The 14,391-nt window shown below is 68.9% G+C and carries 15 protein-coding genes and 2 pseudogenes; 4 read left to right on the top strand and 13 right to left on the bottom strand.

All coding sequences use genetic code 11. The annotated features are described in order from the left end of the window. The first annotated feature begins 214 nt into the window (after positions 1 to 214). Positions 215 to 1,423 carry an Ig-like domain-containing protein gene (locus OG747_RS38930; RefSeq protein ID WP_405884044.1) on the top strand — a complete coding sequence of 403 codons (1,209 nt, stop codon included), beginning with the start codon at positions 215 to 217 and terminating at the stop codon, positions 1,421 to 1,423. A gap of 327 nt (positions 1,424 to 1,750) precedes the next feature. Here the strand turns inward: OG747_RS38930 and OG747_RS38925 are convergent, their stop codons facing one another. Both OG747_RS38925 and OG747_RS38920 read right to left on the bottom strand, forming a co-directional pair. Beyond that, on the bottom strand, positions 1,751 to 1,900 hold the full coding sequence (locus OG747_RS38925) for an integrase (protein WP_405884043.1): 150 nt from the start codon (positions 1,898 to 1,900) through the stop codon (positions 1,751 to 1,753). A gap of 171 nt (positions 1,901 to 2,071) precedes the next feature. Then, a complete protein-coding gene (locus tag OG747_RS38920) occupies positions 2,072 to 2,476 on the bottom strand; it encodes a hypothetical protein (protein WP_405884042.1) in 405 nt (134 codons plus the stop codon). Between the two features lie 147 nt (positions 2,477 to 2,623). Here OG747_RS38920 and OG747_RS38915 point away from each other — a divergent pair, with 147 nt between their 5' ends. After that, entirely contained in the window at positions 2,624 to 3,004 is a 381-nt protein-coding gene (locus OG747_RS38915; RefSeq protein WP_405884041.1) for a recombinase family protein, read from the top strand. A 60-nt stretch (positions 3,005 to 3,064) separates the two neighbouring features. On the opposite strand, the gene OG747_RS38910 is transcribed toward OG747_RS38915, so the two are convergent. The 5 genes from OG747_RS38910 to OG747_RS38890 form a co-directional block, all read right to left on the bottom strand. Beyond that, positions 3,065 to 3,427, bottom strand: a complete 363-nt coding sequence (locus tag OG747_RS38910; protein ID WP_405884040.1) for a hypothetical protein — start codon at positions 3,425 to 3,427, stop codon at positions 3,065 to 3,067. A 391-nt stretch (positions 3,428 to 3,818) separates the two neighbouring features. Beyond that, complete coding sequence (locus OG747_RS38905; RefSeq protein ID WP_405884039.1) at positions 3,819 to 4,727, bottom strand: class I SAM-dependent methyltransferase; 909 nt, start codon at positions 4,725 to 4,727, stop codon at positions 3,819 to 3,821. Between the two features lie 288 nt (positions 4,728 to 5,015). After that, positions 5,016 to 6,119, bottom strand: coding sequence for an NAD(P)-dependent alcohol dehydrogenase (locus OG747_RS38900; protein WP_405884038.1), 1,104 nt, complete (start codon positions 6,117 to 6,119; stop codon positions 5,016 to 5,018). 2 nt (positions 6,120 to 6,121) lie between these two features. After that, positions 6,122 to 7,501 (bottom strand): aldehyde dehydrogenase family protein, encoded by a 1,380-nt coding sequence (locus OG747_RS38895; protein WP_405884037.1) that lies wholly within the window; start codon positions 7,499 to 7,501, stop codon positions 6,122 to 6,124. A 31-nt stretch (positions 7,502 to 7,532) separates the two neighbouring features. Beyond that, on the bottom strand, positions 7,533 to 8,288 hold the full coding sequence (locus OG747_RS38890; protein WP_405884036.1) for a (5-formylfuran-3-yl)methyl phosphate synthase: 756 nt from the start codon (positions 8,286 to 8,288) through the stop codon (positions 7,533 to 7,535). Positions 8,289 to 8,495: 207 nt separating this feature from the next. Here OG747_RS38890 and OG747_RS38885 point away from each other — a divergent pair, with 207 nt between their 5' ends. Then, positions 8,496 to 8,666, top strand: a complete 171-nt coding sequence (locus tag OG747_RS38885) for a hypothetical protein (RefSeq protein WP_405884035.1) — start codon at positions 8,496 to 8,498, stop codon at positions 8,664 to 8,666. Positions 8,667 to 8,887: 221 nt separating this feature from the next. Further along, the gene (locus OG747_RS38880; RefSeq protein ID WP_405884034.1) at positions 8,888 to 9,421 is read left to right on the top strand and encodes an EF-hand domain-containing protein; all 534 of its coding nucleotides are present in this window, start codon (positions 8,888 to 8,890) and stop codon (positions 9,419 to 9,421) included. 571 nt (positions 9,422 to 9,992) lie between these two features. Here the strand turns inward: OG747_RS38880 and OG747_RS38875 are convergent. The 6 genes and pseudogenes from OG747_RS38875 to OG747_RS38850 all read right to left on the bottom strand — a co-directional run bounded on the left by OG747_RS38875 (position 9,993) and on the right by OG747_RS38850 (position 14,345). After that, positions 9,993 to 10,502 carry an inclusion body family protein gene (locus OG747_RS38875; RefSeq protein WP_405884033.1) on the bottom strand — a complete coding sequence of 170 codons (510 nt, stop codon included), beginning with the start codon at positions 10,500 to 10,502 and terminating at the stop codon, positions 9,993 to 9,995. A 76-nt stretch (positions 10,503 to 10,578) separates the two neighbouring features. Beyond that, positions 10,579 to 11,322: pseudogene (locus OG747_RS38870) on the bottom strand (thiamine pyrophosphate-dependent enzyme); the annotation flags it as partial. Beyond that, positions 11,235 to 11,870: pseudogene (locus OG747_RS38865) on the bottom strand (PLP-dependent transferase); the annotation flags it as partial. The pseudogenes OG747_RS38865 and OG747_RS38870, both read right to left, overlap by 88 nt. After that, a complete protein-coding gene (locus tag OG747_RS38860) occupies positions 11,867 to 12,802 on the bottom strand; it encodes a hypothetical protein (protein WP_405884032.1) in 936 nt (311 codons plus the stop codon). The pseudogene OG747_RS38865 and the gene OG747_RS38860, both read right to left, overlap by 4 nt. Next, positions 12,799 to 13,902, bottom strand: coding sequence for an SDR family oxidoreductase (locus tag OG747_RS38855; protein WP_405884031.1), 1,104 nt, complete (start codon positions 13,900 to 13,902; stop codon positions 12,799 to 12,801). The genes OG747_RS38860 and OG747_RS38855 overlap by 4 nt, the downstream gene beginning before the upstream one ends. Then, complete coding sequence (locus OG747_RS38850; protein ID WP_405884030.1) at positions 13,899 to 14,345, bottom strand: type II toxin-antitoxin system RatA family toxin; 447 nt, start codon at positions 14,343 to 14,345, stop codon at positions 13,899 to 13,901. The genes OG747_RS38855 and OG747_RS38850 overlap by 4 nt, the downstream gene beginning before the upstream one ends. Between the last annotated feature and the right edge of the window lie 46 nt (positions 14,346 to 14,391).

Here is a 14,391-nt window from a genome sequence, read left to right as displayed (position 1 = left end):
CCACTACGCGGCGATCCGGCCGCCGAGCGGAGCCGCGGCGAAGCTCTCGCGACGCGTGGAATTCGCCACATTCACTCCCTTCAGGACGGATGAATGCATAAAAGTGGTTGTTTAATGCCGGTTGCCAGTCCTCCGGTAACCAGCTCCAGGGATTCAACGACCAGTGGCATGGGAGAAGCGTTTGATCACACTAGGTAAGCGACACACCGGGCTGATGGCTACGGCCGGCGTACTCGGCGGCGTACTCGCACTCACGGCCCTCGGCGGTACCAGCAACGCTGCCACCAGCGGCGACGCCGCCGGGAATCAGCTGAAATCGCATGCGCAGGGAGATCAGGCGGGCACCCAGGACGCTTCCGACGCCCGGATAAAGATCACGCCCGGGCAAGGTGCCTACGGCGTCCGAATCAACAGCCCCGTCAAAGTCACGGTCAGCAACGGCGCGCTCACCAAGGTGACCATGACCGCCGTCGCGACCGGTGCCGAGATTCCGGGCACCCTGTCCGCGGACGGCACGTCCTGGAAGTCGAACGGCCGGCTGGAGCGGGCCGCCAGATACCAGGTCGCCGCAGAGGCCGAGGACGCCAAGGGCCGCTCCGTCACCGGGAACGCCACGATCACCACGGTCTCCCCGGCCAACGACTTCATCGGGCACCTCTCCCCCGAGGACGGCTCGACCGTCGGCGTGGGCATGCCGGTGACGGTCTCCTTCGACAAGGCGATCAGCGACAAGGCCGCCGTGGAGTCGGAGATCCAGGTCAGCTCCAGCAGCGGGCAGCGGATCGTCGGTCACTGGTTCAACGACGACCGCCTGGATTTCCGCCCCGAGAACTACTGGAAGCCCGGCTCCACCGTCACCGTCAAGCTCACCCGCCACGGCATCCAGAGGACGGTCGCGTTCAAGATCGGCCGAAGCCAGATCAGCACGGTCGACGCCAGGACGAAGCAGATGACCGTCGTACGGGACGGCAAGACGATCAGGACCATCCCGATCTCGTCCGGCAGCCCTGAGCACTCGACGTACAACGGTCGGATGGTCATCTCCGAGAAGTTCGGGCAGATCCATATGAACGGTGCGAGTGTCGGCCTCATGAAGAAGGACGGCAAGCCCGCGTACGACATTCAGGACGTACCGCACGCCATGCGTCTGACCGACTCGGGCACGTTCATCCACGGCAACTACTGGGGTGCCGACTCGATCTTCGGCAAGGTCAACACCAGCCACGGCTGCGTGGGCCTGAAGGACGTCAAGGGCGGCGGCGACGGTAGGCAGCCCGCCGCGTGGTTCTTCGACAACTCGATGACCGGTGACGTCGTGATCGTCAAGAACTCCGAGGACAAGACCACGTTGGCCCCGGACAACGGCCTCAGCGACTGGAACATGCCGTGGACCGAGTGGGTCTCGGGCAGCGCGGTCAGCTGACACCGCGTCACTCCACGCATATGAACCTGAATCCCTTCCGCCAGGCGGCGGCCGACCATGTCGGCCGCCGCCTGCGTCGTCAGGGCGCTGGTCGCGATCTGTGACCACCAGCAGACGAAGAATCTTCTGGTGTCGTACTCGCCGAAGAAGCTGGGCTTCTTCTGGGCGCACGAAAAAAGGCGCCTGACCTGGTCTTTCACCCGTCAGGCGCCTTTCCCTCAGCTTGCTCTCGGGCGAGAGCGGCTTGCGTGCTAACTCCCAGTTCCTCCCGCACCTGTACCGCTCCTGACCAGTACTTCCGGACCAGTCACGGACCAAACCCACGCTTCAGCCCTCGGTTGCTTCGCCTTGGCTGACACGCCCCCACTCCTGCATCGACTGCTCGATGAGGCGGTTCGCCTGTTCTCGAACGCCGTCGAGGAACTTGGCGTAGTGACGGAAGAGAACCTCGATGCTTTGGCCGGCGCGGCGGCGCATTGATGGTGCCCCGCTTCGTGGTGTAGCCGATCAAGGTTGAGGTGTGCGCGGGCTTGGTCGCGGGGCGTACCTCCATCGGGGGCTTGCGCTCCCTGCGCATGAGGCGGGCCACCGTGCAACTCTCCGTGGTAAACGGCCAGTTCAACCATGGAGGTGCGCGATGGCCCTGTCTCAGTCTGACCTGATACGCCTGCTGGAGTCACTACGCTCGTCCGACGGAATCGAGCTTGCCATCCATCGAGAAGCGTCGAAGCCGAGCTTCACGCCTGCCGGGTAGCACTCCAGCGTCAGAGCGCGGGCCGCGGTGAAGTGCTGCTTCTCGTCAACCTCCAGGATCTGCTGCTGCCCATTCTCGTAGGTCAGCAGGACGTCCAGGCTCCGCCGCTCACGAGAAGGGGCCTGCTCCGGCAGGACCAGCCCAGTGAGCGCGCCGTAGATCGCCGCGACCGTCTCCCACATGCCGGCGCACTCGATCTGCCCTGGCCGCCGCAACCAGGTCGGACAGCTCTCTGGTTCGATCTCCGCCTTGACCACGTCAGGCAGTAGGCGGGTTATGCCGTCCTGCAACTCCTTCACACCGACTCCCTCTCACCTGATAAATCATCCGAGTATCAGCGACGCGTCTGACACCGACTCACTCTCGTTGGCCCGGCCCCGGCCTTCCAGCGCGGCTGGGCAGCGCCGCCCGCATACGTCCTCCAACTTCCGTGCGAGCGTGGTCGAATGCCGATCGTGGGTCCAGCCCAGCCAGCGGGCTGGCGAGTCCTGCACGTCATCGAGCAGGGCGTCGACACCTCCACCATGGAAGGGCGGGCGATGTTGGGAATGTTGTCCGTGCTCGCCAGACCCCAGCGCGAGCTGATCGTGGCGAACACCAACGACGGGCTCGCCTCCGCGAGAGCCCGCGGCCGGTCCGGGAAAGCCGGCCCAAGCTCACTCCCGACCAGGCCAAGCTCGCCCAGCAGCTCTACGACGCCCGGGAGAAGACCGTCCAGCAGATCGCAGACCTGTTCGGAGTGCCCCGGTCCTCGGCCTACGGACACCTCGACAAGACCAAGAATGTGCCCCGCCACGAAATCGAAGACCCCGCTCACCGAGCCCTGACGGCTACCTTGCGTTTGGGAGCAGAGGGGAGTTCGGAGCCTGTTTTCCTGGTCTCCCCCGTTAGTTAGTGCTGGCGTTGTGCAGGTGTTCACCGAAGAATCCCACGACGATCAGGCCGCTTTGATCCGTGTCATCGAGGTAGTGCAGGTGCGGTGCGGGTGGCGCTCCGTCTCCGATGCGGATGCGTTCCAGCATTGCCGGGTATCCCGACGGGTCGATGTCCTCGGGAACCCGGAGTCTCCTGTCAGCCTTGCCGCGAGGGCTGCTGCTGGCGAACTTCCCCTCGTTCAGAATCACCTTGACTGGTGAGAGCAAGAGGGATGGACGGCTGCCACAGTACGCCCTCAGGTTGGCGAAGTCAGGGCCCGCCCCGCGGCCGCGCGCCCTGATCAGGATCTTGTTCTCGGCGTACGTCTGGATCATTGCGAGGGCGTCTGCAAGGCGCTTTCTCCAGTGGGACGTCCGACATGTGCCTGCGAAGCCTGTTGAAGAACGTGCCCGTATGGCTCGTGCCTGGCGAGGACCCCGGTACGGGTTTCTGGCTGCGGCTGGGGATCTTCCCGCAGTCGAGGACAAGCCGGAGCCAGAAAGAGCTGGGAATCGGCCGGGCTCTGCCCGACTCCCCGGGGCTGTTCGACGCACCTGCGGGATGACCGCATACCGCTTCAAGAACAGCCTCGTCAGCGGGCGGAGGTCTTGCCGGAGTTCTTCGAGCCGTTCCTTTAGCGCTACACCGAGCACCGACGTGTCCGGCCGCCAGTTGGGCATGGGACAGCGACGTGTCGGGTCCGGGCCCGGTCGCCCGGCTGCAGCGTTACGGTCGGGGCTTGTTCGCGAACACCCACCGGTTACCCGCCAGGGCGTCGTTCTGCTCGGGCAGCGGGCCGCGTCCGTGCTGGCGGGTGAAGTCGAAGGGGGTGTGGACCGATGTGGACCAGCCCTTGCTCGCCAGGTCACCTGCGGAGTCGGGCCGCGGCTCCTTGTCGAACAGGTTGAGTAGGTCGATGCCGATTTGTTGTGTCGTCGAGGTGTAGAGCGGGCTGTCGCGGTATTCCAGCAAGTCCTTGTCGAGCTTGACCTCGAACGCCAGAGCGCTCCCTTCCGTGCTCAACCGGTCCACCATGTCAATGAGGTTCGTCTCGGCGACGGTCGGCAGGTAGAACAGCAACCCCTCGGCCAGCCAGACGCTCGGTACGGTCGTGTCGAAGCCGGCGTCGGCGAGTGCTCCGACCCAGTCGGCGCGGAGATCGATCGGGATGGGTACGCGCGCTGCCTTCGGGGTGGCCGACAGTCCGTCGAGCACCTCGTGCTTGAACGCCAGCACTCCTTCCCTGTCGATCTCGAAGATCACGCACCCGGGAGGCCAGTCGAGCCGGAAAGCCCGCGCATCCAACCCCGCCCCGAGCAGCACCACTTGGCGGGCGCTTCCCGTGTGCACCGACCGGAGAAGAAAGTCGTCGAGGACCCTCGTCCGCAGACCGAAGTAACGCGCGAACCGTCCCCACAGGGGGTTCGCGTCCCCGTCCGGGACCTGTTGCATGCGGACCGGCCAGCCGGCGGACGCCGGTGCGGCGCGCACGAAGTGCTCCGCATAGACGTCCCGTGCCAGGGTGTCGTGGCGGTGGGTCTCGATCGCCCGTGCCGCGGCGACCATGAGAGCGGTCACCCCTACACCTCCTTCCACGCCTTCCACGCCGGTGTTGTGATGCGTTGTGCCGACCACGTTTCCTCCGTTGGCGAATTGGGACCACGAACAGCGAGGGATGCGACTGACGGATCGAGGGTGGACGCGCGACAACACCGCTCAGGGCTCCGTGTTTCCGAGGGGTGCCCGATGGCGCACAGACCTGCGGCCACCCGGTTCCTCAGTTGGGCCGGCCCGGCACGGGGCAGGTCGCCGCGCGGGCCGGCCACAGCGAAGCGGAGTCCAGAGGTGTTTCGTCAGGTGGCGGCCAATCAGATGACGGTTGATGAGGGCCGATCGACAGGCAAGGGACGTTGAATGCCTCACTCATCGGTTCCTACCCTCCGGAATCACGACGGGTTTGACCACGCGGCCCGCTTCGCAGTCGCGTTCGGCCTCGTTGATGTCGGCGAGCGGATACGTACGGATCAGCTCGCCGAACGGAAACCGCCCGGCCTGCCACAGCCCGGTCAGCCGCGGAATCAGCAGGCCCGGTACCGCATCCCCCTCGCAGATGTGGGAGATTCTCCTGCCTCGGTCCAGCGCCCCCGGTTCGAGCGACAGCGTGGTGTGGAGCCGTGCCACCAGACCGAGGTGGCCGGTCGGGCGCAGAGCCCGGAGCGCGTCGTTGATCAGCTGGACGGAGGCCGTGGTGTCCAGCGCGTAGTGTGCGCCGCCGTCGGTCAGTCGCCGGATGCGGCCGGGCAGGTCGGGTGTTGCGGCGTGCAGCGGGGTCGCGCCGAATCGTTCGGCGAGGGCCAGCCGTTCGGGGTGCCGGTCGACGGCCAGGGGCACCGCTCCGGAGGCGGTGGCCGCCATCACTGCGGCCAGGCCCACCGCTCCTGCGCCGAAGACCGCGAGGGTGTCGCCCGGCCCGGCGGCGAAGGAGTTGAAGACCGCCCCGGCGCCGGTGAGGAACCCGCAGCCGAGCGGTCCGAGCAGCTCGATGGGCAGCGAGGGGTCGACCCGCACGGCGTTGCGGGCCGGGACCACCGCGTACTCGGCGAACGAGGACTGGCCGAACCACCGGGGAGCCAGTTCGTCCCCGGCCACGTCGGTGAATCGCACGGCGTTCTCCTTGCGCCCGCCAAAGAGGTTGAGCGAGGCGAAGGAGTCGCAGTAGGCGGGGGCAGCGTCCAAGCAGTTCCGGCAGTGGCCGCAGGAGTCGAAGCTCAGTACGACGTGGTCGCCGTTGCTCAGGCCGGTGTGGGGCCCTCCCGTCTCCGCCACGACCCCGGCACCTTCGTGGCCGAGCACCGCCGGCAGCGGTGAGCGGCCCGCCGAGCGCCGGACCGCGAGATCGGTCCGGCACATCCCGCAGCCTGCGATCTTGACCAGGATCTCGCCGTCGGCCGGTCCCGTGTTCAGGAGCACCTCCTCGACGGCGAATCGGCTCTCGTACGAACGCAGTACCGCCGCGTTGAACCTCATCGTCACGCCTCCTGCGGACGGTGCACGACGAACGGTCTGAGGTTGCCGTAGAGCCCCCATGAACCGCCCGCGACACCGACACCGCTCTCCTTGGAGCCCGCGAAAGGCTGGGCGAGGGACAGTTCGGCATGGTGGTTGATCCATGCCGTTCCGCACTCCAGCCGGTCGGCCACCTCCTCGGCCCGGTCGAGGTCGGTCCCCCATACCGAGCCTCCCAGCCCGAAACCGGTGTCGTTGGCCGCCTCGACAGCTTCGTCGACGCTCCCGTACGGCAGCACCGGCAGGACGGGCCCGAACTGCTCCTCCGTCACCACCGGGCTGTCGACCGGGACATCCGCCAAGATCGTCGGGGCGAAGAAGTAGCCCGGCCGGTCCAGCCGGCGGCCCCCGGCCACGGCTCGGGCGCCGTCTGCCAGGGCCTGCGCCGTGTAGTCCTCGACCCGGGCCAGTTGCGCGGCGTTGTTGACCGGTCCCAGTTGCGTTCCCGGGGCGAGGCCGGCTCCGACGACGGCGGTCTTCGCGCGTTGTGCGAGGGCCTCGACCACGGGCGAGTAGAGCCGAGCCGGGGCGTAGACGCGCTTGACCGCCATGCAGACCTGGCCGCAGTTGCGGAACGCCGCCCAGAACAGCCGGTCCGCGATCCGCTCCACATCCACGTCCTCCAGCAGGATGGCCGCGTCGTTGCCGCCCAATTCCAGGGTGACGCGGGCGAGTGAGGCCGCTGCCCCCTGCGCGACGGCCCGTCCGGTGGGAATCGAACCGGTGAAGGTCACGTGGCGGATCCCCGGATGGGATGCGAGGCGGGCGCCGAGGGGTTCGTGACCGGTGACGATCGTCAGTACGTCCTCGGGAAGGGCGGTGGCAATAACGGATCCCAGCAGCCGTGTGGCGAGGGGTGTGTAGGGGGAGGGCTTGAGCACCATCGTGTTGCCTGCGGCGAGCGCGGGCGCGAACTTCGCGGACGCGAGCTGGAGTGGGAAGTTCCACGGGATGATCGCGGCGACGGGCCCGAGCGGGCGCCAGCGGATCTCGCTGCGTACCGGCCGGCCGTCCATGATGGGCTGGGGCTGTGGGGCCAGCTCGGCGAAGTAGCGCAGGCGGGCTGCCGTGCGGGCGATCTCCTTGTACGACTCGGCCAGGGGTTTGCCCTGTTCACGGGTGAGCAAGGGGGCGATGTCCGCCCCGGCCGCCTCCACGGCGTCGGCTGCCTCGAGTAATGCGATGGTGCGGGCGCCGGGGTCGGCCCGCCAGTTGCGCCATGCCTCGTGGGCCCGGCCGACGACGGCGTCCAGCTCGTCCGGCTGCTGGTCGGGAGCCTCGTCGAAGGTCTCGCCGGTTGCCGGATCGAGGACGGCGAAGCGCTTGCCGGGGATCACGGGCACGTGCCGGGCTGATGCGTGGCCATGCCGGCGGTCAGCTCGCGGCGGTTACGGCAGCCGTGTGTTCTCGGGCGTGCCGGTCCATCTCCGCCCGGAAGGCGGCAACCAACTGCGGCTGGATCCTTCCGGTGTTGCGGTCGCCCCTCTCGCAGACCGCCCCGCGCACACCCACGATGTCCGTGCCGATGCGGGTCAGTGCACCGAGGTCTCCCACCTTCACGCTGCCCGCAAGGGCGGCGAGCAGATCGGCTTGGTGGGCCCGCCGCACGAACTCCGCGCAGACCTCAGGCGGAACGTGGTCGAACAGCCGTGTCCCGTCCTTGACCGCGGTGTCGAGCATGGCCGCGTCGGAGCCGGAGCGCAGGGCGATGTCGGGCAGTGCGAGCGGGTTGACACAGCCGACCCGGTGGGCGTCGGCGTAGCCCGAGGCGACGACGAAGGCGTCCGGCCGATATTCCTTCACTGCCCGGACTACCCCTCGCATGACATCGACAGCCTGGTCGGGTGTCGTGCATCCGTAGAGGCCGACCTTGATGTAGGTGGCTCCGGAGACAGCCGCACCAAGCGCCGCCTGGGCCACTGTGCCGGGTTTGTACGGCACGTCTCCCACGGTGGCGGACACCGGCTTGTCCGCCGGGACCGCGTCGCGGATCTCCCTGATGACCCACGGGAAGTTCGCGCCGAGCGAGCCCTCATCCGGCTTCTTGACATCCACGATGTCGAGATGCTCCGCCGCCTTCGCGCAGTCGAGGGCCTCCTCGACGCTGTCTGGGGAGATGAGAAGTAACAACGTGTGCTCCTTCCCCGCATATCCACCTGGCCAGGAGGCAGGGGTGCGGAGTCGCTTGGATTTCTTGCGGTTTGCTCATCATTGAGGGCGGCCCGTGACCACCGGTAGGGCGTGCGAAGACCGAACGGGGTGCTGCCGGTCTACCCAGTGCGCCGTGCGCGCCGGTTCCAACCAGCTCCCGTCCGATCCGCAGAGGGGGCTCGATGTGTGGAGCACAGCGACGGCTGGGTCGCGCACGTGCAGGTGGTCTTCAGCGGCTCGGCCGACGACATGGGCAAGGCCGGGGCCGCCATCGAGGAGGCGTGGGACGGGACGCCGACTGGGCGGCGAAGAGGCCGGTTCATGCCGGATCGGCGCCATCTCCACTCTTTCTGTTGACAAGCCAGCTCTCCCCGGGACACCGGATTCCACAGCCCGCATAGTGACAGCGCGACGGCCATGCGACCGGCCCGCCGCAGATACGGCTTCCCCCGCCCCGCGCGGTGTTTCGCCGCACCTGTCGGCGGCTCACCGGTACGCCGCCGTGCCGTCGCGCACCGTACGGCGCGGCGGGCACGAACGGCCGTCCCATCTCCTGGCCTGACGAAAGGTAAGAGCCCATGCGCAGTGAAGCGGTCAACCGTGTGAAACTCGTTTTCACCCTGTTCGACGCCGACGGCAACGGGGTCCTGGAATCCGACGACTTCAATCTGATGAGCAGCCGGGTTGCCGCGGCCGTGCCCGGATCCGACGAGGCACGGAAGCAGGCCATGCAGGCCGGCTTCACGCGCTACTGGAACACGCTGGCCGGCGAACTCGATACCCATCACGACGGCCAGATCACTTACGACGAGTACCAGGCATGCGTCCTGTCGCCGGAGCGCTTCAGCGGGGCGATCGACGAGTTCGCGGCCGGCTTCGCACGCCTCGGTGACCTGGACGGCAGCGGTACCGTCACACGACCGGTGTTCACCGGCATGCTGAGGGGTGTCGGCTTCGACCTGGCGAACATCCAAGCCCTCTTCGAGGCCCTCAGGCCCGATGATGCCGACCGGATCGGGGTGGATGTCTGGGAAGCCGAGATCAAGAACTTCTACGCCCCTGACAAGGGCGGCATCCCTGCAGACCTGCTGGCACCAACTCCGGCAGCCTGATCCAGCCCGGCCCAGCGGCTCGCTCCGTAGGGGGCGAGCCACCGGGCTCCCGGATCATCACTGCGAGCAGGGAGACCGTGGGGCTGGCCATGCTGAGCCGTCGGGACGTCCAGTCGACGCTGGTCGTGCGGTCCCGCCTGGTCGACGATCGACCAGTTCGAGGTGATCGGGTGCACGGTCACCGGTCGGGCCGTGCACGACTGCGACCAGGTGTTGTACAGAGCGGCGGAAGCGCACTCACAGGCCGCAGTGCGCCCGAGCCGCCCCTTCGGACCGTGGTTCTGCGGCCATGCCCCGGGGTGTCCCCCCGGCCGGGGAGGCACTGGCAGGCGCTGATCAACCCACCGCCGCGAGACCGAAGTCACCAACGACAGCCGCCGTAAGCAGCCGTGTGGTTGGGCGCCGTTCGGGCTGCTGCGGTGATCGAGGCGGCCTGAGAAACGACGGTAACGGCGCCGGGCATGGCCGCCGGGACGAGGCACCGGCGACGGCCCCAGCCCACGGGAGGGCAATACCAGGAAGCCACGACGGGCGGCGGCGGTGACCGCCGCCGCCCGTCACGGCCGGACCGTCAGGAGTCCTCAATGGTGATGAAGGGGTCCCACTGGAAGTACCCCTTCAACTGCCGGTGCCGGTCGAGGATCTGGAAGTAGAAGTGGTACACGACCTTGCCGACGCTCTTCACCGTCGTGCGCCAGTAGTGGTCCTGGTACTTCTGCGTCACGAAATCCGGACGGCCCTCGCTGTCCTCCCGCGGCAGCGGATAGACGCCGTCGACCACCTCGATTTCCGGCGTCCTGATGAGTGTGTGATCGCGGTCGCTGCTCACGTACCTGTACAGCAGCGCCTTGTAGTCGCTGCCCAGCGACACCGTCGTCTCCCGCCACCGGATGGTGTCCCCGGGCTCGGCCCGCAGGTTCAGCTCGGCGCCCGAAGTGCCGACGATGTGGTCGTGCCGCGTCGTCATGTAGATCAGGCTTTGGTCGACGTAGGTCGGCGCGTCGGGGTTCCGTGACGCGTTGGGATTCTGTTCGACGATCGTGGCGGCGTCAAACGCGATCAGTACGTTCAGATCAGCCATTTCTTTCCCCCTGGGGATTCGAGATTTTCTGTTGCGAGATTTTCTGCTGTGAGAGTTTCGGTCACGAGGATGCCGGTCACGAGGTTTTCGGCACCTTGTACGCCATGGCCCGCGGATAGTCGTGCCGGTGCAGCCGGAGCCGGACCAGGAGGGGTCCGGCGTTGACCGGGTCGCGCGGGTCGCCGAGTCGGGCCAGCAGGTCGTCCAGCTCCGCGGGGCGGGCGACGCTGAGGCCGCTCGCCGGGGTGTCCTTGCCGGCGAAGACGGCCGCGAGTCGGTCATAGTGCCAGGGGTGCAGGACGTTGTAGAAGTCCGGCTCGGCGGGGTCCTGTCCGGCGTAGTAGGCCGGGTGCACCAACATCTGCTCGATGCCGTAGAAAGACCCGTTGTCCAGGACGAACACCACCGGGCGCAGCCCGAGCCGGGTGTGCGTGGAGATCTCCTGGCAGGTCTCCTGGAAGGCGCCGTCGCCGACGAACACCATCGGGCGGGCGCCCTCGCGTTCCGGGGCGAGCGCGGCGCCGGTGGCCGCGCCGACCGACCAGCCGATGGACAGCCAGCTGATCTGGGACAGGAAGCCGCCCGCGGACAGGGACAGGTTCATCGAGCCGATGAGGGAGAACGCGGCGTCGGATACGACCGTCCAGTCGTCCGTGGTCTCCTGGCCCAGGAAAGCGTCGACCCGTGGCCGCCGATGTACTTGGTCGCCGAGTAGACGACGACATGGGCGCCGTGCTCCATGGGCCGGCAGAGGTAGGGAAGCATGGTGTTGTCGAGGACCAGGGGGATGCCGAGTTCCTCGGCCTGCGCGGCGACCGCCTCGATCGGGAAGATCCGCAGCCGGGGGTTGGGCAGGGTCTCGCCGAAGAAGCAGCGGGTCCGCTCGTCGCTGGCGGCCTTGAAGTTGTCCGGTTCGGCCGGGCTGACGAACCGTACCTCGATGCCGAACCGCGCGAAGGTGTTGGCGAGGAGGTTCCAGCTGCCTCCGTACAGTTCGTCGGAGCTGACGATGTTGTCGCCGGCCTGGCACAGGTTCAGCAGGGAGAGGGTGATGGCCGCCTGACCGGAGGCGACCGCGAGTCCTGCCGCCGCGCCGTCGACCGCCGCCATCCGCTCTTCGAAGACGTCGCAGGTGGGGTTGTTGAGGCGCGAGTACGCGTGTCCGTCCTGCTGCAGGTCGAAGATGCCGGCCGCGGCGGCGGTGCTGGGCAGTTCGTAGGCGGCGGTCTGGAAGATGGGTGTGACGACGGGCGGGGTGATGCCGAGCCGCCACTCGTGCCCGCCGTGCACGGCGGCGGACTCGGGGGCACTGAACTCCTTTCCGGGCAGCCGGAGTTGGGCCGGGTTCTGCGGGTGCTGCGGGGTCATGGACGTACTCCTTCTGCGGTGTTCTCGGGGGCCGCGGCGGCCCGATCGCGGCTGTTTCCCTGCCGGTGACGTACGGCTGCGGTGAGGGTGGTGGCGCTCAGCACGGCGGCGGTGAGCAGCGTGCCCGCGGGGCCTCGGCGAACCGGCTCCCACGGCAGGTGCGGCACGGCGAGCAGGAGCGCGACGGCCCACCAGACCGCGGCGTCGCGGCCGACGACGAAGTCGAGCGCCGCCCGCGCCGGTGCGCGGCGCTCGCCGGTCGGGGCGGGGGCGGACGCGTTCACAGAACGGGGCACCACGACGAGCGTGCCCGCGAGGACCGCCACGACGACCCGGGGGTCGGCTGCCGCGTCGGTGACGGCGTACGCCCCCACGGCGGTCAGCAGGACGGCGACCGCCGCCTTCGCCGCACGCTCGGGCAGCACGGCCCGAGGACCCCGTCCGGCCAGGGCCGGGGCGGTCGCCACGAGAACCGCGGCGAGCGCCGACGCGGGCCACCAGGCGGGCCGTTCCATGGCCAGACCGAGGCCGCAGGCCACGACCAGTGCTTCGCAGCCGGCCCGTGCCAGGGCCCGGGCCGCCGGTCCGCGCACCGCACCGGCCGAGGCGAGCGCCGCCGACGTCCGCCGGAAGACGGCGGCCTCGTCGCGCAGCGGCACCTCACCGGTCTCCCTGCGCACCGCCCACATCAGCCACTGCAGTCCCGCGGCCAGGACGATCCCGCCGCCCACGGTCTCGGCCCAGGACCCCGGCGAGCCGGCGACGGCCAGGCCGACGGCCGCGGCGACCAGCAGCGCCGCGGTCCCGGCAGCGGCGATCGCGGCATCGGCCCGCCGCACCGAAGCGGCCGCCGCGAGAACGGTCCTGGCCTCCTGGGACTCGACGGCGCACAGCACCACCGCGGCACACAGGACGAAGACGAGGACGGTCATCCTCCGCCCCGGGCGCCGACGGGCGTTCGCGCACGTCGGCCCTGCTGAGCGAACCAGTGCCCGACCACCGCGTCGAGATACTCCTGCCACGGCGGGCACGGCCGCGTGGCGGCGGTGGGGGCGAGCACCCGGTCGTCCTCGAAGTACGGCCGGTACACGCCGATCAGCCGGTCGAGCAGGGCCCGGTCCGGCAGGGCGACCCCCTTCACCTGCCAGGCGTCGAAGGAGCGCCGCAGGAAGTCCCAGCGCCGGAAGGGGACCAACGCGATCGGCTCCAGGGGGCGGCCGCCGGCCCGGGCCCGCAGCCGGTTGAGCGCGCCGACCGCCTCGGTGACGAGCTCGCCGAGGCGCGGGGCCGCCGGGCCCGCTGCCGCGACGACGTCCTGCGGTGTGCCGCCCCGGAGTGTCCGGTGGACCATCCCGGCCAGTTCGGCGGCGACCCAGTCGACCGGCACGATGTCGATCCTGCGGTCCCGTTCGCCCGGCAGCAGGACAGGACTGTGCCGGTCGATCAGAGCGAGCAGCGGATAGATCCCGTGGAACCGGCCGATGGCACCGGTCCGGCTGTGGCCCACGACGAGGCTGCAGGAGAAGACGGACGGGGCCAGGTCGGCGTAGGCGGAACACAGCAGCCGCTGGGCCTCTGCCTTCGTGGATTCGTAGGTGTTGCGGTAGTGCCATCCCTCGGTCGCCGTGTAGGCCGAGGACACGTAGAGGAACCGGGTGCCGGGGCCGAGCCCGCGGGCCAGGTCGGCGACGTTGCGGGTGACGGTCACATTGCCGTGCCGGGCCGCTTCCGGGCTCGCGGTCCAGCTGACGTTGGCGGCAGCGTGCACCACCACCGTGCGGTCCGCCGGGGGCAGTTCGTCGGCGAACCCCGACGTCCGCCCGGCGTCGGCGAGATCGCACACCACGGGCCGCACCAGGGCGCGTACCGGACGGGGCACCTGGGTCATGAAGGCGTCGCGGGAGCGTTCGCCGCTGAAGACTCCGACGACCTCGGCGGCGGGCGGATCGGCCGCGAGGGCCTCGGCGAGACCGCGGCCGACCGCCCCACCGATCCCCGTGACCAGCACGCGCGCAGGGACAGAGGGTGTCACGGGGCGACCACCGCCGGGCGGCGGTCGCGGATCGCGGCGAGCATGCTGCGGGAGTTGGACTCGATGGCCTGGATGCCGATCGGGTCCAGGACGGCGGCGAGCGACGGGATGCCGATGTCGAACTCGATCTCCAGGACGACCCGGACGCCGGACGCCGTCGGCTCCAGCGCCCAGTACCCGCGGAAGACCTCCAGGTCGCCCTCGGTCTGGTCGAAGTCGATGCGCCGCATGGGGGTGAACACGTCGCGCTCGTCCCAGGTGAGTTCACTGCCGTTGAGGAGCACGCGCCAGGAGCTCAGCGCGGTGTCCGCCTCACGTTCGATGAACCGGATACCGAGGACGTCGTCCATGTAGCCGGCGTGCGCCTCGAAGTCGCACATGACGTTCCACACGTGTTCCAGCGAGACGTCGTCGATGTCGACCTCGGTACGGACTACGGGCACGATGCCGCCTTTCTCTGTAGGGCCCACATTTCTGCGGGGAGGGCGC

The organism is Streptomyces sp. NBC_01384 (genome assembly GCF_045040035.1).
Lineage (GTDB): Bacteria > Actinomycetota > Actinomycetes > Streptomycetales > Streptomycetaceae > Streptomyces.
The sequence above is the reverse complement of the archived record's forward strand: the minus strand, read 5'-3'. Positions and strand labels throughout refer to the sequence as shown.